Annotated in this window: 20 protein-coding genes; 10 read left to right on the top strand and 10 right to left on the bottom strand. The window is 72.2% G+C overall.

The genetic code is table 11. The features are described from left to right. Positions 1-90: 90 nt before the first annotated feature. From ACBJ32_RS33810 to ACBJ32_RS33800, 3 genes are all read left to right on the top strand, one after another. On the top strand, positions 91-516 hold the full coding sequence (locus ACBJ32_RS33810) for an SRPBCC family protein (protein ID WP_375130207.1): 426 nt from the start codon (positions 91-93) through the stop codon (positions 514-516). Between the two features lie 84 nt (positions 517-600). Further along, on the top strand, positions 601-1122 hold the full coding sequence (locus tag ACBJ32_RS33805) for an RNA polymerase sigma factor (RefSeq protein ID WP_375130206.1): 522 nt from the start codon (positions 601-603) through the stop codon (positions 1120-1122). Then, the gene (locus ACBJ32_RS33800) at positions 1119-1622 is read left to right on the top strand and encodes a hypothetical protein (RefSeq protein WP_375130205.1); all 504 of its coding nucleotides are present in this window, start codon (positions 1119-1121) and stop codon (positions 1620-1622) included. The genes ACBJ32_RS33805 and ACBJ32_RS33800 overlap by 4 nt, the downstream gene beginning before the upstream one ends. A 71-nt stretch (positions 1623-1693) precedes the next feature. Here ACBJ32_RS33800 and ACBJ32_RS33795 read toward each other — a convergent pair whose 3' ends face one another. Further along, positions 1694-2416: a hypothetical protein gene (locus ACBJ32_RS33795; protein WP_375130204.1), complete on the bottom strand. Its 723-nt coding sequence runs from the start codon at positions 2414-2416 to the stop codon at positions 1694-1696. 70 nt (positions 2417-2486) lie between these two features. Here ACBJ32_RS33795 and ACBJ32_RS33790 point away from each other — a divergent pair, with 70 nt between their 5' ends. Both ACBJ32_RS33790 and ACBJ32_RS33785 read left to right on the top strand, forming a co-directional pair. Then, positions 2487-3380 (top strand): LysR family transcriptional regulator, encoded by an 894-nt coding sequence (locus ACBJ32_RS33790; protein ID WP_375130203.1) that lies wholly within the window; start codon positions 2487-2489, stop codon positions 3378-3380. Between the two features lie 144 nt (positions 3381-3524). Beyond that, positions 3525-4487: a peptidoglycan DD-metalloendopeptidase family protein gene (locus ACBJ32_RS33785; RefSeq protein WP_375130202.1), complete on the top strand. Its 963-nt coding sequence runs from the start codon at positions 3525-3527 to the stop codon at positions 4485-4487. Between the two features lie 114 nt (positions 4488-4601). Here ACBJ32_RS33785 and ACBJ32_RS33780 read toward each other — a convergent pair whose 3' ends face one another. The 4 genes from ACBJ32_RS33780 to ACBJ32_RS33765 all read right to left on the bottom strand — a co-directional run bounded on the left by ACBJ32_RS33780 (position 4602) and on the right by ACBJ32_RS33765 (position 8852). After that, entirely contained in the window at positions 4602-5933 is a 1332-nt protein-coding gene (locus tag ACBJ32_RS33780) for a serine hydrolase domain-containing protein (protein ID WP_375130201.1), read from the bottom strand. Positions 5934-5951: 18 nt separating this feature from the next. Beyond that, a complete protein-coding gene (locus tag ACBJ32_RS33775; RefSeq protein ID WP_375130200.1) occupies positions 5952-7505 on the bottom strand; it encodes a hypothetical protein in 1554 nt (517 codons plus the stop codon). Between the two features lie 20 nt (positions 7506-7525). Beyond that, entirely contained in the window at positions 7526-8521 is a 996-nt protein-coding gene (locus ACBJ32_RS33770; protein ID WP_375130199.1) for an alpha/beta hydrolase family esterase, read from the bottom strand. Positions 8522-8666: 145 nt separating this feature from the next. Next, positions 8667-8852 (bottom strand): DUF4236 domain-containing protein, encoded by a 186-nt coding sequence (locus ACBJ32_RS33765; protein ID WP_185104967.1) that lies wholly within the window; start codon positions 8850-8852, stop codon positions 8667-8669. A 176-nt stretch (positions 8853-9028) separates the two neighbouring features. On the opposite strand from ACBJ32_RS33765, the gene ACBJ32_RS33760 reads away from it, so the two are divergent. From ACBJ32_RS33760 to ACBJ32_RS33750, 3 genes are all read left to right on the top strand, one after another. Then, entirely contained in the window at positions 9029-11242 is a 2214-nt protein-coding gene (locus tag ACBJ32_RS33760; protein ID WP_375130198.1) for an ATP-dependent RecD-like DNA helicase, read from the top strand. A 155-nt stretch (positions 11243-11397) separates the two neighbouring features. Further along, positions 11398-12594: an Ig-like domain-containing protein gene (locus ACBJ32_RS33755; RefSeq protein ID WP_357889809.1), complete on the top strand. Its 1197-nt coding sequence runs from the start codon at positions 11398-11400 to the stop codon at positions 12592-12594. Beyond that, a complete protein-coding gene (locus tag ACBJ32_RS33750; RefSeq protein WP_375130197.1) occupies positions 12591-13205 on the top strand; it encodes a GNAT family N-acetyltransferase in 615 nt (204 codons plus the stop codon). Before ACBJ32_RS33755 ends, ACBJ32_RS33750 begins: the two co-directional genes overlap by 4 nt. A 23-nt stretch (positions 13206-13228) precedes the next feature. Here the strand turns inward: ACBJ32_RS33750 and ACBJ32_RS33745 are convergent, their stop codons facing one another. Further along, positions 13229-13966, bottom strand: coding sequence for a methyltransferase (locus ACBJ32_RS33745; protein ID WP_375130196.1), 738 nt, complete (start codon positions 13964-13966; stop codon positions 13229-13231). Positions 13967-14067: 101 nt separating this feature from the next. After that, positions 14068-14676 (bottom strand): helix-turn-helix domain-containing protein, encoded by a 609-nt coding sequence (locus tag ACBJ32_RS33740; protein ID WP_375130195.1) that lies wholly within the window; start codon positions 14674-14676, stop codon positions 14068-14070. Between the two features lie 103 nt (positions 14677-14779). Here ACBJ32_RS33740 and ACBJ32_RS33735 point away from each other — a divergent pair, with 103 nt between their 5' ends. Together ACBJ32_RS33735 and ACBJ32_RS33730 are read left to right on the top strand one after the other, a co-directional pair. Continuing rightward, positions 14780-15457 carry a class I SAM-dependent methyltransferase gene (locus ACBJ32_RS33735; RefSeq protein WP_375130194.1) on the top strand — a complete coding sequence of 226 codons (678 nt, stop codon included), beginning with the start codon at positions 14780-14782 and terminating at the stop codon, positions 15455-15457. A 42-nt stretch (positions 15458-15499) separates the two neighbouring features. Next, a complete protein-coding gene (locus tag ACBJ32_RS33730; protein WP_375130193.1) occupies positions 15500-15898 on the top strand; it encodes a DUF1905 domain-containing protein in 399 nt (132 codons plus the stop codon). 35 nt (positions 15899-15933) lie between these two features. Here the strand turns inward: ACBJ32_RS33730 and ACBJ32_RS33725 are convergent, their stop codons facing one another. The 3 genes from ACBJ32_RS33725 to ACBJ32_RS33715 all read right to left on the bottom strand — a co-directional run bounded on the left by ACBJ32_RS33725 (position 15934) and on the right by ACBJ32_RS33715 (position 20295). Then, the gene (locus tag ACBJ32_RS33725) at positions 15934-16971 is read right to left on the bottom strand and encodes a tyrosine-type recombinase/integrase (protein ID WP_375130192.1); all 1038 of its coding nucleotides are present in this window, start codon (positions 16969-16971) and stop codon (positions 15934-15936) included. Positions 16972-17045: 74 nt separating this feature from the next. Continuing rightward, a complete protein-coding gene (locus tag ACBJ32_RS33720) occupies positions 17046-18557 on the bottom strand; it encodes a helix-turn-helix domain-containing protein (protein ID WP_375130191.1) in 1512 nt (503 codons plus the stop codon). 34 nt (positions 18558-18591) lie between these two features. Further along, positions 18592-20295 (bottom strand): enoyl-CoA hydratase-related protein, encoded by a 1704-nt coding sequence (locus tag ACBJ32_RS33715; protein WP_375130190.1) that lies wholly within the window; start codon positions 20293-20295, stop codon positions 18592-18594. Positions 20296-20435 lie beyond the last annotated feature (140 nt).

Below are 20435 nucleotides of genomic sequence, written 5' to 3'. Positions count from 1 at the left end.
AGGTACTTCGCGGGAGCCGGGGACAGCCAGCGGGTCCGGCCGTTCCCGGGCGAAGATGTCGGTAAGGGATCTGACGAGGGGAGCATCCTGGTGAAACCCGTGTACGCGGCCGCCGCCGTGCACGTACCCGCGCCGCCGGAGCAGGTGTTCGCGGTGATGACCGACTGGCCCCGGCATCAGGAGTGGATGCTCCTGACCACCGCCCGGAGGGTGGGCGCGGACAGGCTGGAGGCGTACACGGGGGTGCGGCCGTTCGGCATCCTCGACACGATGACGATCACCCACTGGGAGCCGCCGGCGCTGGTGCGCGTCACGCACACCGGCCGCGTCGTGCGCGGCCGCGGCGCCTTCAGCGTCCGCCCGGAGCGGGACGGCAGCCGGGTGATCTGGGCCGAGGAACTGGAGCTGCCGTTCGGCGCGCTGGGCAGGGCCGCCTGGCCGCTGGCCCGCCCGTTCGCCGTCGCGCTGGCCCGCCACTGCCTGCGACGGCTCGCCAGGCTCGTACCGCCTGCCTGAACCCGTGAACCCGTGAAGTCTGGCGTCCGGACCGTGAACCCGAGGGGCCTGCCGCCCGACTGTGCAGGGTGACGGGAGGACGAGATGACCGATGAGCTGCTGGTGGTCCGCGCCCAGCTGGGCGAGCGGGCGGCACTGGCCGAGCTGGTGGCCCGCTGGCGGGTGCCGGTGTGGACGTACGTGCGGCGCATGCTGGACGCCGAGCGGGCCGACGACGTGAGCCAGGAGATCTGGCTGGCGGTGGTGCGCGGCCTGCCCCGGCTGCGGGAGCCGGACCGGTTCGCGCCGTGGCTGTTCACCATCGCGCGCCGCTCGATCACCGACCGGCTGCGCGGCCAGTACGCCCGCGAGCCCGAGACGCTCACGGCCGGCGAGGCCGCCGCCGGGGACCCGGTGGAGGCCATGGTGGACCGCGCCGAGCTGATCAGCGCCCTGGCGCGGCTGCCGGTGCCGGAACGGGAGGTGCTCGTCCTGCACTACCTGGAGGACCTTTCGGTGGAGGACTGCGCGCAGATCTGCCAGGTCCCGGCCGGGACGATCAAGTCGCGGCTCAGCCGGGCCCGCCGTCTGCTGCGGGCCCATCTGGAGGAGGGAGATCGGTCATGAACGAACGTGAGGAGCCGCGCCTGTCCGCGCGGGAGATGATCGAGCGGCTGGAGCCGTCGCTGGGGGTCGGCCGGCGGGTGCGGGCGGTGGCGGCGCTGGTGGCCGGGCTGGCTGGTGCGGTGTTCGTGGCCGCGCTGTGGTGGAGCGAGCCCGGCCCGCTGCCGGGCCGCACGCAGGCGGCCTTCGCGCTGTTCACCGTGTTCTGCCTGGCCTGGGCGGGTTACGGCGGCTGGCTGGTGCGGCGGCGGGTGCCGCTGTTCGCCACCGACCGGGTGATCGCCGCCTGGATCAGCCTGGCCGCCTCCGTCGCCACCACCGCCCTGGTGGGCGTGGCCGCCGTCCAGCGCGGCGCCGCCGTTCCCGGGCCGGTCCTGGCGGTCGGGGGGTTGTTCGTCGCGGCGGCGCTGGTGCTGGTCGTCCGCGCCCATGCCCGGCGGGCGGCGCTGCTGCGCCGCCTGCGCGAGCTGGGCGGCGAGCCGGACGGCGGGCGGGAGCGGTGACGGCGGACGGGCTGGAGGGAGGGACAGCGAGCGGCAGCGGTGGAGGCCGGTCGCGGCCCGCGCGCGGGAGATCAGCCCCGTGACGTGACGGCCGCGGCCGCGGGCAGGTCGTGGCCGGTGTGGCGGCGGGCGACGGCCGCCGCGAACGCCGAGATCACCGGATGCGGCCGCCGCCCGTCCCCGGCCAGCTCCGGCTGGAACAGGGTGGCCACGAAGAACGGATGCCCGGGCAGCTCGGCCACCCGCGCCGTCCCGTCGTCGGCGTGCCCGGAGAAGACCATCCCGTGCCCGGCCAGTGTCTGCTTGTAGTCCTCGTTGAGCCCGTAGGAGCAGATGTAGGACTCCATCGTCGAGGGCGCCCCGACGATCTGCTCGATCCGGGTGCCGGGCACCAGCCGCACCCGCCCTTCGTGCCCGGCCAGCGAGCACGCCAGCGGCGTCAGCAGGAGGTCCGCCGCGCCCGGCTCGTTCTCGGCGTGCGCGACGGGCAGCCCGCACACGTGCCGGGCGAACTCCAGCAGCATGTGCTGGAACCCCGCGCACGTGCCCAGGAACGGGATCTCCTGCTCCCGCGCCACCCGCACGGCCTCCACCGCGCCCGCCTCGTCACGGTACGGGCTGCCCGGCACCAGCCAGATCCCGTCGAACCCCGCCACCCCGCTCACGTCGTCGGTGGGCATCCAGTAGGCGTCCAGCGCGATCCCGTCCCGCTCGCGCAGCGCCTGCATCAGCAGCGGGATCCGGGCGTGGGAACGGACACCGGGGGAGCGGTCCCCCACAAGAGCGATTCTCATGACACCATCGTGACCGGCGCCCCTCGTTAAGCGCCAACGATGATTCCTGCACCGAAGATAAGCAACGCTGATGGACCCGCACCTGCTGACCACGTTCGTGACCGTCGCCCGGCACGGCTCGTTCTCCGCCGCCGCCTCCGAGCTCGGCTACACCCAGTCGGCGATCTCCCAGCAGATCGCCGCCCTCGAGGCCGACCTCGGCCTGCCGCTGCTGCGCCGCCGCCCGGTCGAGCCCACCCCGGCGGGGCGGCGGCTGCTGGAGCACGCCGAGCCGCTGCTGCTGCGCCTGCGCGCGGCCCGCGCCGACGTGCTGCGCACCGCCGCCGCGCCCCGCCACCTGCTGGACCTGGCCGCCACCCCGCTGGCCGTCAACCCGGCCGTGGCCGCCCGCCTGGCCCGGGCCCGCGCCCACCGGCCACGCCTGGAGGTACGGCTGCGCACCTGCCGGGCCGAGCAACTGGCGGCGCTGGTCGCCGAGGGCCACGCCGACCTGGGCCTGGCCGGTGGCATCGCCGCCCCGAGCGACCCGCTGCGGCTGCCCGACGCCGGCCCCATGACGACGGCGGGGGTGACGGAGGAGGACCTGGTCGTGGTGCTGCCGTCCGGGCATCCGCTGGCCGGACGGGCGTCGCTGCGGCTGGCGGACCTGATCGACGCCCGCTGGCTGCAGAGCCCGCTGTGCCCGCTCGCCCGGCTGCGGGACCTGGTGGGCGACGGGTTCCCGGCGGGCCTGGAGTACGAGGGGGACGACGTGCACACCGTGCTCACCCTGGCGGCGGCCGGCCACGGCCTGACTCTCCTGCCCGCCTCCGCCGTTCCCGCCGTTCCCGCCGGGGGCGCAGGGGGTGGCGGGGTGCGCACGGTGCCGGTGGCCGCGCCCCGGCTGGTGCACCGGGTGGAGCTGCTGCACGCCGCCCTGCCCCCGGGCGCGGCGGCCGACCTGGCCGCCGCCCTGACCGGCTGACCACCCAGACCGTGAGCGGCCGATCCTCGGCCGGCCGCTCACGGCATAAGAGACCGGTCTATGTAGATATCTTTCATTCGCTCTCGCGGGTTGGTTGAATACTTTCGCCTCTGCTTCCCCTCAACCCCCCGGAGGGAACAGCTCGTGAAAATCATCACTCGCTTATCGGCCACGGTCGTGGCGGCCTGCCTGGCCCTGCTCGGCCCCGCCCACCCCGCGGCGGCCGCCACCACCACGGTCGACAACGCCACCGCCGGACAGTTCACCGCAAGCGCCGACTGGGGCACGTCGGCGTGGTCCGCGCAACGGTACGGCGCCGACTACCGGTTCGCGACCCCGAACACCACCGCGAGCGACGTCGCCTGGTTCAGGGCGTCGATCCCCGCGGCCGGGCCCCACCTGGTCGAGGTCTGGTATCCGGCGGACGCCGGATACAACAGCGCCACCCCGTTCATGGTGGCCACCGCCGACGGCACCCGCGGCATGGTCGTCGACCAGCGCGCCAACGGCGGCCGCTGGGTCAGCCTCGGCACGTTCACCCTGGCGGCGGGCGACTACAACGTGGTCGGCGTCAGCCGCTGGACCAGCCAGCCCGGCTACGTCGTCGCCGACGCGGTCCGGATCACCTCCTCGACCGGCTCCACCTCGTTCTCGCTGCCCCTGCCGCGCGGCGCGCTGCCGCGCAGCGAGTACGACGACCCGCACCACGACTATCCCGCGATCGACCTCCCGGTCGGCACCGGCACCCCGGCGTACGCGGTGCGCGCCGGCACGGTGACGGTCATCGACGACAGCCTGTGCGGGCGCGGCATCAACCTGACAGGCACCGATGGGGCCATCTACACCTACTGCCACTTCTCGTCGTGGTCGGTCTCCAACGGCGCGTCGGTCGGCGCCGGGCAGCAGATCGGGCTGACCGGCAACACCGGCAACTCGACCGGCCCGCACCTGCACTTCGGCATCCGCACCGGCAGCACCCGGCGCTGCCCGCAGAACTTCCTGCTGGCCGTCTACGACGGCGCCACGCCGCCGGCGGCGAGCAGCCTGCCCACCACGGGCTGCTCCTACGTCAGCCGTTCGACGGAACCGGTGATCCCGCTCGGCTGAAACGACGCCGACGACGGGCCCGCCGGCTGGGCCTTCCAGCCTGCGGGCCCGGTCGAATCGCCCGGTGGAATCGCCCAGCCGAGGCGCCCAGCCGGCGGACCCAGCCGGCGGGCGTCAGGCGTGCCAGTCGCCCGCCCCGCCCGGCACCGGCGCGTCCGGGTCGTACGGTGTGCGGGTGAAGATGAAGGTGTTGAGGTCGAGATGGTCGGCCGCCACGCGCAGCGTCTCCCCGGCGTAGTAGCCGTCCAGCCCCAGCCACGTCCCGTCGTCCTGCGGCACGAACCGCGAGGCCCGCCCGGCCCCGCCGACCGGCTCCAGCGACAGCCCCCGCTCGGGCAGCAGCCGCAGCGTGTACGCCTTGGGCCCCCAGTGCCACAGCCCGGTCAGCGCGAGCAGGTCCGGGTCGGCGGCGACGGGCCGCCACTCGTCGGGCAGGCGCGGCTCGTACCGGTCGAGGATGTCGAGCAGGTCGGTCAGCAGGGTGCCGCTCATGCCGCTGGTGGTGTTGGCCAGGAACAGCACCCCGACGCCGTCGGCGGCGTCGGTCCACACGGTGGCCAGGAAGCCGGGCATCGAGCCGCTGTGGCCGGCCAGGCGGCGCCCGCCGATCCTGGCCAGCTGCAACCCCAGGCCGAAGCCACCGGTCCAGGCGTCGCCGTCGTCGACGCCGATCGGCTCGCGCATCTCGGCGAGGGTGCCGGGGCACAGCACGCCGCCGGTCTCGCCGCCCAGGAACGCCGCCCAGCGGGCCAGGTCGTGCGCGGTGGACCACAGTTGCCCGGCCGGGCCCATGGCGTCGGCGTCGTGCTCGGGCTCGGCCAGCACCACGTCGGCCCACGGGTGCACGGCGTAGCCGGTGGCGTGCGGGGCGCGGGGGCGGGCGGTGGTGGCGTGCATGCCGAGCGGGTCGAGCACCTCGGCGCGCAGCGCCTTGAGCCAGGTGGTGCCGCGCAGGCGGGCCACCAGCTCGCCGAGCACGGCGAAGCCGACGTTGGAGTAGTGGAAGCGCCGGCCGGGCCGGTGCTTGAGCTCGCCGGGCCCGAGCCGCTCCAGCAGGTCGCCGGCGGGGATGCCGGGGGTGCGCTCCCACCAGGCGGTGGGCGGCTCGGCGGTCAGGCCGGCGGTGTGCGACAGCAGCTGGGCGATGGTCAGGTGGCCCAGCCGGGTGCCCGGCAGGTGCCGTTCGAGCGGGTCGGTCAGGTCGAGCGCGCCCTCGTCGCGCAACCGCATCACCACGACCGCGACCATGCTCTTGGTGATCGAGCCGATGCGGTACTGCGTGGCGGCGGTCGGCGCGGCGCCGTCCACGCTGCCGCGCCCGGCGAACCACGCCGGCCGCCCGTCGCGGACGATGGCCGCCGTCAGCGACGGGATCCTGCATTCGGCCTGCTCGACGGCGAGCCTGCGCAGCAGTGCGCGCGCCGCCTCATGTCCCACCTGCGTCATGGGCGACAAGGGTAGCGCTCAGATCGGGATCAGCCGTGGCCCGATGAGCTCGCCCTGGTGGGGCTGGGGGTGGTCCTGGTCGTGGAAGTAGTGGCCGGCGTACCAGACGACGACGTTGGCGCCGTTGATGTTCTCGCCGTCGAGGAAGCGGTTGATCGCGGCGCGGTTGCGCGGGCCGGGGTTGCCGTCGTCCAGCTCGCGCGGGTGGTGGCGCAGGAACCACAGGTCGGACACGCCGTAGGCGTCGGCGGTGCCGTCGAACGGGCCGGGGTGGATCTGCAGGCCGCGGCCGGAGGCCTTGTCGCGCACCTGCCAGTAGCGGGCGGGCGGGCGGCGCCGCCTGGAGGTCTCGCGGATGATCGTGACCGGCTCGGGGATGAGGGAGCCGGTGTCGTCGATCTGCTCGACGACGTCGTTGCCGGCGCCTTCGACGTCGAAGTCGAGCCGCCAGTAGCAGTGGTGGCGGTGCACCAGGCACGTCATCGGGTTGCGGGTGGCGGCGAACCCGAAGCGCGGCAGGATCTCGCCGTCGTCGGCCAGCCGCCAGTCGCTGGCGTAGCGGTACCAGCCGGCCTCCAGCTCGCTGACGATGCGCAGATGCTCGCCGTCGTGGTGGAAGGCGACGCCCTGGAAGTTGCCGGCGTCGGTGGAGGGTCGTTCCAGGATCGTGCGGGGCGGGCGGGTGCACAGCCGCCATCCCCAGCCGACGGGGTCGCTGCCGGTGGCGCTGAAGCGGGTCTCGAGGTTGACGTCGTCGCGGAAGGTGGTGCCCTCGTCGTACTCGACGTTGAGGATGGGCACGTGCGCCTGCCGCAGGACGAGCCGGCCGCGGTGGCGGACCTGGCGCAGCTCCACGCCGCCGCCCAGGCCGGGGCTGCGGGGCGCCGAGGCGCGCGGGCGGACCACCAGCAGGTTCCACAGCTCGGTGCCGCCGCGGTGGACGCGCACCCGCACCTGGTCGGGGCCTCCGCGGTCGGCCAGCGCGTCCACGCCGACCGGGACGCTGTCCTCGCAGTCGTGGTGCATGCGCACGTTGACGCCGGCGGGCGTCCAGTCGACCGAGCGGGCGGCCAGGTCGACGGCCACGACGCGGTGCCGCAGCCCGGTGGGCTCGCCCGGCGTGTACAGGCCGAGGGCGGGGCGGCGCACGGTGGTGCCGTCGGGGTTCTCGGCGTCGGCCAGGGACGGCATGGGCCGGTAGACGACGACGTCGTCCCCGGCGGGGAAGCGGGGGTCGGCGCGCAGGATCGCCGCGGCGGCGACGAGCTCCTCGCGGCTGGGCGGCGGGCGGTAGGAGCTGGGCCGCAGCTCGGCGCGTTCGGGACGGTCGAGGGTGCCGCGCAGCTCGACGGCGCGGTTGCCGACCGGGTCGAACACGGTGGCCTGGAACGGGGCGTTGTCGCCCGGGTCGTGGCCCAGCCCGGGCGCGAAGGCGACGGTGAGGCGCTCGGGGTCGGCGACCTCCAGCACGGCCAGCGCCTCGGGGTGCTCGGCCACGGCCTGGCGCAGCCGCTGCTCGCTGAGCCCGGTGCGGGGGACGGCCTCGAGCGTGACGCGTACGTCGTCGGTCATGCTGGACTCCTTTGCGGGGGTCAGCGGGAGGGGGCGCGATCGAAGGCGTCGAGGATGAGCCGGGTGGCGTCCAGGTCGCGGGCGGTGGCCCCGAGCCAGGGCACCTCGACGGGGCCGGGCCAGGTGTGCCCGCCTCCGTCGATCGTGTACAGGCGCAGTGTGGTGCCGCCCGGGCAGGATTTCCAGTCACGCACCCGTATCCGCGCCGACAGAGTGTCCGGCGGGGTGTCCGGCAGGGTGGTGGTGGTGCGGCCGGTGCAGCCGAGCAGCCTCGCCCAGCCGGCCGCCGCGTCCTCGACGGGCTCGAGCACGACCAGGTCGGCGAGCGTGCGCAGCTCGCCGGTGGCGTCCTGGAAGGGGTGTCCGCCGTGGTAGGGGACGATGCGGTCGGCGGTGCCGTGGAAGGCCACGACGGTGGTGGGGGGCGGCCGCCGCTCGCAGGGGCGCACGATGTTGAGCCCGGCGACGGCGGCCACGCCGCTCAGGCGGCCGTCCAGCGCGCAAGCCAGCGCGGTGGCCATCGCGGCGCCGTAGGACAGGCCGGCGGCGAACTCGCGCCGGTCGTCGACGCACAGGCCCCGCTCGAGGTGGTCGAGCAGGGCGGTCAGGAAGGCGGTGTCGTCGGGTCCGGCGGTGTGCGGCAGCGTCCAGCCCATGCGGCCCTCGGCGGCCTGCGGGGTGGCGACGATGTAGCCGCGGCGCGAGCCCTCTTCCGGCAGGCGGCTGTAGGCGGCCTGCTGGGCGGCGGTGGAGCCGAGACCGTGCAGGTCGAGCAGGACGGGGTGGGGGTCGTCGCCGTCGGGCAGCGACAGCAGGAAGCGGCGTTCGAGCTCGCCGGAGCGCAGCCGGTGGGTGCCGGGTTCCAGAGGGTGCGCGGCCTGGCAGCCGCTGGAGCCCGCCTGCGCCGAGGAGGTCCGCGCGGCGGGGTCCTGGGGGCCTTCGGGCGGGGGCGGGGCGCCGCCGCAGCGGGCGGCCAGCAGCAGGGCCGCCAGGAGCAGGGTCGCGCGTGTGGGCATCGCCGTCGTGCCTCCCGCCGCCGCAGGAACTGTTGGCATGTCTGTAGGCAGTGTGCTGGACGGCGGCGCCGCGCGCGAGCCCCCGTGCCGCGCGACGGGGCACGGGGGCTGGGCTCGCTGGGTGGGCTCGCGGGCTGGATGTGCCTCAGCGGCGGGCGCGGGTCTTGCGCCAGGTGAAGCCGCCGGGCAGGTTGACCGACACCGTACGGCGGCCGTCTGCGCCGCGCGTCACCCGGAACAGCCGGTTGCCCCAGCTGTGGCCGACGCCACGGTTGGACAGGTTCAGCCGGAACGGCCCGATCTTGATCGACTTCCGGTAGCTCAAGCCCATATCGCTTTCCTCCGTTGAGTTCGCGGAAAGCCTTCGACTACCCGAACGAAGCGCGATATATCGGGTTCCTTCATGCGGAGGTCAACTCCGCCCGGTGCAGCTCGCCGGCTCACGCGGCCCGACGATGTCGCCCGCGCCTGCTCTAATGTGGCCACGAGCACAGAGAAGGGGCATGCGTGAAGCCAGGCGCGGAGGGTCCACCCGCTTCCATCATCGACGGGGTTCTCGAACGCATCACCTATGCGAACGAGGAGACGGGCTACACGATCGCCCGCGTCGCCACCGAACGCTCCGGTGCCGACCTGCTGACCGTCGTCGGCCCCCTGCTCGGCGCCCAGGTCGGCGAGTCGCTGCGGATGCGCGGCCGCTGGACCTCCCACCCGCGCTACGGCCGCCAGTTCGAGGTGTGGTCCTACAGCACCGTGCTGCCCGCCACCGTGCAGGGCATCCGCCGCTACCTCGGCTCCGGCCTGATCAAGGGCATCGGCCCCAAGATGGCCGAGCGCATCGTCGACCACTTCGGCACCGACACCCTGGACGTCATCGAGCAGCACCCCCAACGCCTGGTCGAGGTGCCCGGGCTCGGCCCCAAGCGGACGAAGATGATCGCCGCCGCCTGGGAGGAGCAGAAGATCATCAAGGAGGTGATGATCTTCCTGCAGGGGGTGGGCGTGTCCACCTCCATCGCCGTGCGCATCTTCAAACAGTACGGCGACACCTCCATCTCCGTCGTCAAGGGCCAGCCGTACAAGCTGGCCGACGACGTGTGGGGCATCGGCTTCAAGACCGCCGACACCATCGCCCAGGCCGTCGGCATCCCGCACGACAGCCCCGAACGCGTCAAGGCCGGCCTGCGCTACACCCTGTCGCAGGCCGCCGACGACGGCCACTGCTACCTGCCCGCCCCCAACCTGGTCGCCGACGCCGTCAAGATCCTCGACGTTCCCGCCCCGCTGGTCACCACCTGCCTGGAGGAGCTCGTCGCCGACGAGGGCGTCGTCCGCGAGACGATCCCCGCCGGCGACAACGACGTCCCGGCCGTCTACCTGCCGCCCTTCCACCGCGCCGAGACCGCCCTGGCCGGCGGGCTGCTCACGCTGCTGCGCAACGGCCACGACCGGCTCAAGGCCTTCGCCGACGTCGACTGGGAGCGCGCCGAGGCCTGGCTGCACGGCCAGACCGGCGCCGAGCTGGCCACCGAGCAGCGCCAGGCCGTCCGCCTGGCGCTCACCGAGAAGGTCGCCGTCCTGACCGGCGGGCCCGGCTGCGGCAAGAGCTTCACCGTGCGCTCCATCGTGCTGCTGGCCCGCGCCAAACGCGCCAGGGTCATCCTGGCCGCCCCCACCGGCCGCGCCGCCAAGCGCCTGGCGGAGCTGACCGGCCACGAGGCCACCACCGTGCACCGCCTGCTGCAGCTGCGCCCCGGCGGCGAGGCCACCTTCGACCGCGACAACCCGCTGGACGCCGACCTGGTCGTCGTCGACGAGGCCTCCATGCTCGACCTGCTGCTGGCCAACAAGCTGGTCAAGGCTGTGGCCCCCGGCGCGCACCTGCTGTTCGTCGGCGACGTGGACCAGCTGCCGTCCGTGGGCGCCGGCGAGGTGCTGAAGGACCTCCTGGCCGCCGAGGACATCCCGCGCGTGCGCCTGACCCAGATCTTCCGCCAGGCGCAGGAGTCGGGCGTCGTCGTCAACGCCCACCGGGTCAACACCGGCCGCCACCCCGTCCTGGAGGGCATGAAGGACTTCTTCCTGTTCCCCTGCGAGGAGCCCGAGGAGATCGCCGAGCTCACCGTGGACGTCGTCGCCCGCCGCATCCCGCGCCGCTTCCGCCTCGACCCGCGCCGCGACGTCCAGGTGCTGGCGCCCATGCACCGCGGCGCCGCCGGCGCCGGCGCCCTCAACATGGCCCTGCAGGAGGCGCTCACGCCCGCCCGCGAGGGCATGCCGGAGCGGCGGTACGGCGGCCGCGTCTTCCGCGTCGGAGACAAGGTCACCCAGCTGCGCAACAACTACGACAAGGGCGCGGCCGGGGTGTTCAACGGCACCGTCGGCATCGTCACCGACATCCGCCCCGACGAGCACAAGCTCACCGTCCTGACCGACGAGGACGAGGCGGTCGACTACTCCTTCGACGAGCTCGACGAGCTCGCCCACGCCTACGCCGTGTCCATCCACCGCTCCCAGGGCAGCGAGTACCCGGCCGTCGTCATCCCCCTGGCCACCAGCGCCTGGATGATGCTGCAGCGCAACCTGCTCTACACCGCCATCACGCGGGCCAAGAAGCTCGTGGTCATCGTGGGCTCGCGCCGCGCGCTGGCGCAGGCCGTCCGCACCAAGGGGGCGGGCCGCCGGCACACCGGCCTGACCCACCGCCTGACACGCCGCTGACCGGGACGCTGACGGAAGGCGCCGGCAGGCCGCCACCCACTTCCGCTAGAAGTAATTGAAATGTGATCGAACTCTCCCAAAGGATTCCGCGTCTTACATGCGGGAGCATTAAGGTTTTTGGGGTGCCATTGTGGTGCCGTGGGGAGAGGACAGAGTTGAACGTTGCGCCTGCTTGGAGGAGACCCGCCACCGCGCTCGCGCTGCTCGCGGCGGCAGCCCTGACGGCCTCATGCTCCAGCGCCCCCACCGCGCAACCACCGGACGCCTCCGAGGCGACCACCACCGCCACCCCCCAGGCCCCCACCGTCAAGATCACCCCGGACGAGGGTGCCACCAAGGTCAGCCCCGAGAAGAAGGTGGTCGTGGCCGCCGCCGGCGCGCCGCTCGACAACGTCACCGTCGAAGCCGGCGGCGAACAGCTCGAAGGCAAGTTCAACGCCGACAAGACCCGCTGGGTGTCCAAGACCGCGCTGAAGCCGTCCACCAGCTACAACGTCTCGGCCACCGCCGGCGTCACCACCGCCACCAGCACCTTCACCACCGCCAAGCCCGAACGCGCGCTGCAGGTCGCCGACGTCACCCCCAACGCCAAGGGCGAGACCCTCGGCGTCGGCGCTCCCATCATCGTCACCTTCAACCAGCCCGTCACCAGCAAGGCGACCATCGAGCGCGCCCTGGAGGTCGAGGCGGAAAAGCCCGTCGAGGGCGCCTGGCGCTGGATCAACGACACCGTCGTCATCTACCGCACCGCCAAGTACTGGCCCGCCCACCAGAAGGTCACCTTCAACGCCAACATCACCGGCATCAAGGGCGGCAAGGGGCTGTACGGGGTCAAGGACTACACCGCCAACCTCAAGATCGGTGCCAAGCAGATCAGCAAGGTCGACACGCGCAAGAAGATGATGTACGTCTACAAGGACGGCAAGCGCGTCCAGACCATGCGCATCAGCGCCGGCATGGCCACCACCCGCGAATACACCACCACCTCGGGCGTGCACCTCACCATGGAACGCGGCAACCCCGTCCGCATGATCTCCCCGGGCCGCAAGAAGGGCGACCCCGGCTACTATGACGTCATGATCAACCACGCCGTGCGCATCTCCAACTCCGGCGAGTACGTCCACGCCAAGGACAACGTCTGGGCCCAGGGCGTGCGCAACGTCAGCCACGGCTGCATCAACGCCCGCCCCGACCAGGCCAGGTGGTTCTACGACAACGTGCAGCGCGGCGACGTCGTCGACATCACCGGCACCGACCGGGCGCTGGAGTGGAACAACGGCTGGGGATACTGGCAGATGCCGTTCTCCCAGTGGAAGAAGGGCAGCGCCCTGAACAAGAGCAGCAAGTCGTGACCCGCGACCCCGCCACGCCCCAGCAGCCCGCCCAGCAGCCCGCGCAGGAGCAGCCCGCCTTCGCGCAGCAGTCCGCCCAGCAGTCCGCCCAGCAGTCCGCGCAGCAGCAGCGGACCGTCATCCGGCCGGCCCGTGACGGCGACGTGCCGGCCGTCCTGGCCATGTTCGACTCGGCCGTCACCTGGCTCACCGCCAGGGGCCGCACCGGCCAGTGGGGCACCCGCCCCTTCACCGGCGACGCCAAGCGCACCGAGCAGGTCGCCTCGTGGCTGGCCGGCGGCGGCATGCGCATCGCCGAGCACGACGGCGACCCGGCCGGCTGCATCTCCGTCGGCCCCGCCCACGACTACGTCACCCCGGCAGCCGAGCCGGAGCTCTACGTGCAGGCCCTGGTCACCGACCGCCGCCACGCCGGCCACGGCATCGGCCGCGCCCTGCTCGACTGGGCCGCCGGCGAAGCCCGCGACCGGGGCGTCCACCTGCTGCGCGTCGACTGCTACGCCGGCCACGACGGCCGCCTGGTCGCCTACTACGAGAGCTGCGGCTTCACCCGCGTCGCCCCCTTCACCGTGGGGGAGTGGCCCGGCATGCTCCTGCAGCTCCGCCTGTAGCTCCGCGCCCCCCGCGCAGGCGCTCAGAGGGCTCGGGTCATGCGGAAGGCGAAGTAGTCGACGTTCCAGCCGTCCTTGACCAGGCTCCGGTGCGCGACGGTGCGCGAGACGAATCCTTCCTCCTCGGCCAGGCGCTTCAGATAGGCCAGGTCGCCGGAGCTGCCGAAGAAGACCAGCATTCGCCCGCGGGGTGCGAGGTACCGCCCGGCGTTGCGGAAGAACGTGGTCATCGCCCGGTAGTTCTCATCGGTGGTGGCGGACTCCAGCAGGTCACGCGGGGCGAACCAGCGAAACGGCGGATCGAAGACGATGAGATCGAACCGGCCGTCGACGTCGCTGAACATGTCGCTGTGGCGGACTTCGACGCGGCCGGCGACACCGTTGCGCCCGGCATTGTCCCGGGCGGCTTCGACGGCGACGGGGTTGATGTCCACGGCAAGGACCTTCGCCGCGGTCGACGCGGCCAGGATCGCGTTGACGCCGCTGCCGGTGCCCATGTCGAGAACATGATCGTCATGGCGCACCTCGGCCAGCACGGCTTCGCCCAGAAGATGCGACATGCCGGTGATCGGCTGCACCTGCGGGGGGACCACCAAGGTCTTGCCGAGGTAGGTGAAGGTCCGGCCGGTGGCCGCTTCCGCTCTGGCGGCCTCGTAGGCGCTCTGGTGCCACCGGCGGATGCGCTCGACCTCCGTCCCGGACAGGGTGGAGGCATGGACGGGAGCGGCCGGCCGGGGATCGGCCGAGTCGGGGTGGGCCATGCCGGAATGCTACGCGGACGGGACCCGGCCGCCCGCTGCGGCGGCCAGGCCGGCTGCTCGAGGCCGGATGAGGCCGGGTCCCGATCCCTCGGGCTGCCGGCTCAGAACGCGCGCGGATCCTGCCGGCGCGTGCGCGGAGCGGCACGGACGTGCGCGCGCTCGCCCTGCTTGCCGATGAGACTCAGGAACTCCACGGGACCGGCGCTGGTGGCCCCGAACCAGTGCGGGGTACGCGTGTCGAACTCCGCCGCCTGCCCGGGCTCGAGCAGCAGGTCGTGCTCCCCGAGAACGAGACGAAGCGTCCCGTTGAGCACGAAGACCCAGTCATAGCCCTCGTGCGTGCGCAAATCCGGCTCGGCGTCGTCGCTCCCGGCAGGCAGGACGAACTTGTAGGCCTGGATCCCGCCCGGCCTGCGGGTCAGCGGCAAAACGACCGCGCCATCACCGCTCGCGATGGGACGCAGGTTGATGCGGGGATCACCGGTCGGCGGCGCGTCGACGAGCTCGTCGAGCGTGACCCCGTAGGCGCGGGCCAGCGGGAGCAGCTGCTCCAGCGTGGGACGCCGCAGGCCCGCCTCGAGCCGGGACAGCGTGCTGGTGGAGATCCCGGTCTGCGCCGCGAGGTCGGCCAGCGTCACGTCCCGCTGCAGCCGCAGGCGTTTCAGCCTCGGCCCCACGGCGTCGAGAGTGCGGTCAATGGTTTCGTCCATCCCGCCATTTTGCCATTCGGCAACAAGGTTTGCTCATCCGCCTTCTCGTTCACCACCATGAGAAACCAGCAGAGCCCACCACCCGCGGACAAGGAAACCACTGATGACGCACGCCTTCGACAAGGACTACTGGGAGCAGCACTGGCACGGGGGACACGCCTCCATGGGCGGCAACCCGCCCAACCCGTACCTCGCCCAGGAGACCGCCGGCCTGGCGCCCGGCACGGCCCTGGACGCCGGATGCGGCGGCGGCGCCGAGGCGATCTGGCTCGCCGAGCGCGGCTGGCACGTCACCGCCGCCGACATCTCCTCCCAGGCCCTGGCCGTCGCCGCCGACCGCGCGGCGGCGAGCCGCGCTACCGGACGCCTGCACTGGATGCGGGCGGACCTGACCACCTGGCGCCCGGACGCGGCATTCGACCTGGTCATGACCCACTACGCCCACCCCGCGATCCCGCAGCTCGACTTCTACGACCGCATCGCCGGCTGGGTGGCCCCCGGCGGCACCCTGCTCATCGTCGGCCACCTGCACACCCCCGACTCCGCCACCTCCCACTCTCATTCCGGCCACTCTCATTCCGGCCACTCTCATTCCGGCAGCCCCTCCGGCGGCCACGCGCATCACCCGCCCGCCGAAGCCTCAGCCACCCCCGCCGCCATCACCGCCCGCCTGCACGACACGCAGTGGGAGATCGTCACCGCCGAAGAGCACGTGCGCACCCCTCCGGGCCGCTCCGTTCCCCTGCACGACGTCGTCGTACGCGCCACCCGCCGCCGGTAGACCACCACGAAGTTCCGCACCTTTGTCGAGCCTGCCGAGCCCATGAGAGGGCTGGAGGTTCCCGAAGAGGTGGTGGAGGCACTCGGCGGCGGCAAGCGGCCGAGGGTGACCATCACGATCAACGGGCACCCGTGGAAGAGCAGGATCGCCATCATGCGCGGCCGCCACCTGCGAGGTACGCGCCGACCGCCACCACGCGGCAGCGCACGGCGTCACCGGCGTGCCCAGCCTCGTGATCGACGGCCGCCCACCCGTCTCCGGAGTACAGCCCGTCGCCGACCTGCGACAGCTCCTGCGACTCGACCCGACCGGCCCGTCCGACACCCCGGCCAAGCCCCACCGGCCGAACCGATGACGACGGACCTCGGCATCCGGTCATGCCCGATGCAGCGAAGGCACGACCCCCGGGGGAGTGGCACGCCGGACGCGCGCCGGACATGACCGGCTGCCCGACCGGCACCAGCCACAGGGGCCCGTCAGGGACGGCCCCGCAGCAGCGGATGCGACCGCATCGCCACCTCCAGCTCACCCGGCAGCTCATCCCGATACCGCCCCAGCGTCGACAGATCACTGTGCCCCAGCACCCGCCGCACCGCATCCATGTCCACCGCATCGGCCAGCAGATGCGTCGCCGTCGTATGCCGCAACCCATGCGGCGTCACCGACCGCCGCTGATCCGGATCCACCCGCCGCTGCACCCGATCGATCACCGCCTGCACATCGCCCCGCGCCAGCCGCCGCCCCCGCCACGACAACAACAACGCCTTCTCGCCACCCGCCCCGGCCATCTCCGGCCGCCCCCGCACCAGATACGCCTGCAACACCCGCGCCACATCATCAGGCAACGGCACATCCCGCGTCCGCCCGCCCTTGCCGAAGATCCGCCAGTACCGCACCCCGTCGTTGGTGAAGAAATCCTCCACATTCGCCCGCACCAGCTCCGACACCCGCGGCCCCACCGTCGCCAGCAACAACACGATCACCGCATCCCGCAACCCCGTACGCTGATCACGCCGCTTCCCCGGCTCCGCCGGCGCCTCCTCCAGCCCCCGCGCCGCCCCGACCAGCCCCTGAGCCTGCTCCCGCGTCAACGCCCGCCGCTCGGCCCGCAGCCCGCCCCGCTGCCTGGACGTCACCGTCGAAACCGTCATCGGATTGATCTGCACCCACCCCGCCAGCGCCGCATGCTTGAACAACGCCGAGATCGACCGCCGGAACCGCGCCTGCGACGACGGCGACTGCCCCGCCCACTCACCCTCACGCGCCGAACCAGGGGAGGAGCGGCCATCCGGCTTACGCGCGAACGCCAGCAGGATCGCATCCACGTCCGCGCCCGTCAGATCGTCCAGCACCACCCGCTCGCCGGCCAGCTCCACCAGCGTCGCCACATCCCGCGCATACACCTCCGCCGTCGCCGGCGACAACGCCCCCGTCAGCGTCCTGGCCCGCACCAGCTCCACATACCGGTCCGCCGCCTCCGCCACCGTCACCCGCTCCAGCTCCGCAGGCCGCACCGCCGCCCCTTTCCCTCACCGCAACGAGCAGAAAGATCCAGCAACGACGGTAGCGGCCCGCACCGACAGAAACGTCAGATGTCGCGGAAGGTCTCGATGCGCGCCCCCAGCGCGTTCAGCCGCTCGGCCAGATCCTCATACCCGCGATTGATCACATACACGTTCCGCAGCACCGACGTGCCCTCGGCCGCCATCATCGCCAGCAGCACCACCACCGCCGGCCGCAACGCAGGCGGGCACATCATCTCCGCGCTGCGCCACCGCGTCGGCCCCTCCACCAGCACCCGATGCGGATCCAGCAGCTTCACCGACGCCCCCAGCCGCGTCAGCTCCGTCAGATAGATCGCCCGGTTGTCGTACACCCAGTCATGAATCAGCGTCGACCCCTGCGCCGACGCCGCGATCGCCGCGAAGAACGGCACATTGTCGATGTTCAGCCCCGGGAACGGCATCGGATGGATCTTGTCGATGGGGGAGACCAGCTTCGACGGCCGCACCGTCAGATCCACCAGCCGCGTACGCCCGTTCGCCGCCGGATACTCCCGCCCCCGGTCGTGATCCAGCCCCATCTCCTCCAGCACGGCCAGCTCGATCTCCAGGAACTCCACCGGCACCCGGCAGATCGTCAGCTCCGACGACGTCACCACCGCCGCCGCCAGCAGGCTCATCGCCTCCACCGGATCCTCCGACGGCGAATAGTCGACGTCCCGCTCGATCTCCGGCAGCCCGTGCACGGTCAGCGTCGTCGTCCCGATGCCCTCCACCCGCACCCCGAGCTGCTCCAGGAAGAAGCACAGATCCTGCACCATGTAATTGGAGGAGGCGTTACGGATCACCGTCACCCCGTCGTGCCGCGCCGCCGCCAGCAACGCGTTCTCCGTGACCGTGTCACCCCGCTCCGTCAGCACGATCGGCCGCGACGGCGACACCGACCGATCCACCCGCGCGTGATAGAACCCACCCGTCGCCGTGATGTCCAGCCCGAAATGCCGCAGCGCCGACATGTGCGGCTGCACCGTACGGGTGCCCAGATCACACCCGCCCGCGTACGGGATCTGGAACTGCTCCGTGCGATGCATCAGCGGCCCCAGGAACATGATCACACTCCTGGTACGGCGCGCCGCCTCGGTGTCCATCGCCTCCAGCTCCAGCCGGGACGGAGGCACGATCTCCAGATCACTGCCCTCGTTGATCCACCGCGCCCGCACCCCGATGGACGCCAGCACCTCCAGGATCCGGTACACCTCCTCGATCCGCGCCACCTTCCGCAAGATGGTGCGGCCGGAGTTCAGCAGCGACGCGCACAACAGCGCCACACACGCGTTCTTCGACGTCTTGACGTCGATGCTGCCCGAAAGGCGGCGACCACCCACCACCCGCAGATGCATCGGCCCCGCATAACCGAGCGAGACGATCTCACTGTCGAGCGCCTCACCGATCCGGGCGATCATCTCAAGACTGATGTTCTGGTTACCGCGCTCGATGCGGTTGACCGCGCTCTGACTCGTCGCCAGCGCGTCGGCCAGCTGCAGCTGAGTCCAACCGCGATGCTGGCGCGCATCCCGGATCAGCCGGCCGATCCGCACAAGATAATCATCTGCCACAACAGGCAACCATATCTCACATATGAGATGCCCCCGCGCCCCCCGCAGGCGACGCGCCGGACAACTCCCGATGACCCGCCAACCGCTCCGGCGTCGCCGCAGCCTTCACCTTCCGCACGAACTCCCGCCGCGCCAGCCGGAACCCGCAACGGTCGTCGAACATGTCGCGGCTCATCTCCGCCAGCTCCTCAGCCCGGTACGCATCCAGCGGCTTACGCCGCTCATCCACCTCACGCACCTGCCGCCTGCCCGCCAGCAACCGATCGTAACCCGGATCAGCCGCCAGCCGCTCCGCATACTCCAGCACCCGCCGCTCGAAATCCAGCCGCGACCCCGGCAACGCCTTGTCCGCCAGCCCGCACTCCACCGCCTCCACAGCCCCCACCGGCAACGCCTCCTGCGTCAACCGCCGCGCATGCTCCGCACCCACCCGCCGCGGCAGCACATACGTCCAGTACTCACTCCCGAACAACCCCATCGTCCGGTAATGCGGATTCAGCACCACCGAATCCCGCACGATCACCCGATCCGCACCCAGCCCCATCATCACCCCGCCCGCACCCGCATTCCCCCCGATCGACGTCACCACCAGCTGACTCGTGCACCCCACGATCTCCCGGCACACCGCGTTGATCGCGTTGATGTTCATCCACGCCTCCAGCTCCGGATGCCGCGACGCCTCGATCACATTCAGATGGATCCCGTTGGAGAACACCTCACCACCCCGCACCACCAGCACCCGCGTGTCCTGCGCCACCGCATACCGCAACGCCGAAGCCAGCCGCCGGCACTGCTCGGTCGACATCGCCCCGTTGTAGAAATCGAAACTCACCACCCCCACCCCCTCGCTGCGGTCATAGGTGATCTCGCTGTACCCCGCCCGCTGCGGCACCCCCGCCACCGCCTCACCCAGCGCCATCGCGGCCGGCAACTTGATGGCACCCTCCTGCTCCACCCGCACATGACCCACCCACACCGTCCCGTCACCGGTGTGCACCAGCACCGCACCCTCACGCCGCGCCACCACCTGCCCCGCGACACCCGCCAGCTCCGGCCCCCGATACACGTCGAACACCCGCACCGGCAGATCACACAACTCCGCACGCCCGCCCGGCGCACCGTCCGCCGCCCGCACCCGCCGCAGAATGTCCTCCGTCGGCTCCGCCCACGAGAACTCCCGATCGGCATGCCGCATCGCCCGCCGCAACCGCCCCCGAACCCCGGGGGAGCGGTAATCCAGCGGCACCGGCACGAACGACGCGTCACCCGCCTTCGCCGCCACCTCCACCACCAGCTCCGCCGCCGCCTCGGCCACCGGCCCGTTGTACAACGCCGACTTACGCGGCGCCTCCGCCGGCATCGCGAACGTCCGAAACCCCCAGATCGGCCCCGCATCCATCTCCTCGACCGCCTGCAGCGCCGTCACCCCCCACTCCGCCTCACCCTCGAGGATCGCCCAGTCCAGCGACGACGGACCCCGGTCCCCGGGCGGCCCCGGATGAATGATCACCGTACGATGAGCCCGCCACAACGCCGCCGGAACCCGCTCCTTCAAGAACGGGCAGATGATCAGATCCGGCTTGGCCAGCTCGGCCGCCTCCACCATCACCTCCGGCGACAGGGCCAGCTCGACCGAAACCTCATGACCGGCCCGGCGCAACTCCAGCCAGGCACGCTGGGTCAGGCCGTTGAAGGAGGAGCAGAGCAGCAGGATACGCAACGCGATACTTCTTTCCGAGCAGGGGAGAGGACTACACCAGGGCGGGAACTACCGGCCGGACCACGGGCAGACACACGTGTCACAGGCATTTACGGCAGACCCATATGACCCATACATCCCACGATGCTGACACGAAACGC

The sequence above is a fragment of the Nonomuraea sp. GTA35 genome, from assembly GCF_041950525.1.
Classification (GTDB): Bacteria; Actinomycetota; Actinomycetes; order Streptosporangiales; family Streptosporangiaceae; genus Nonomuraea.
The sequence above is the reverse complement of the archived record's forward strand: the minus strand, read 5'-3'. Positions and strand labels throughout refer to the sequence as shown.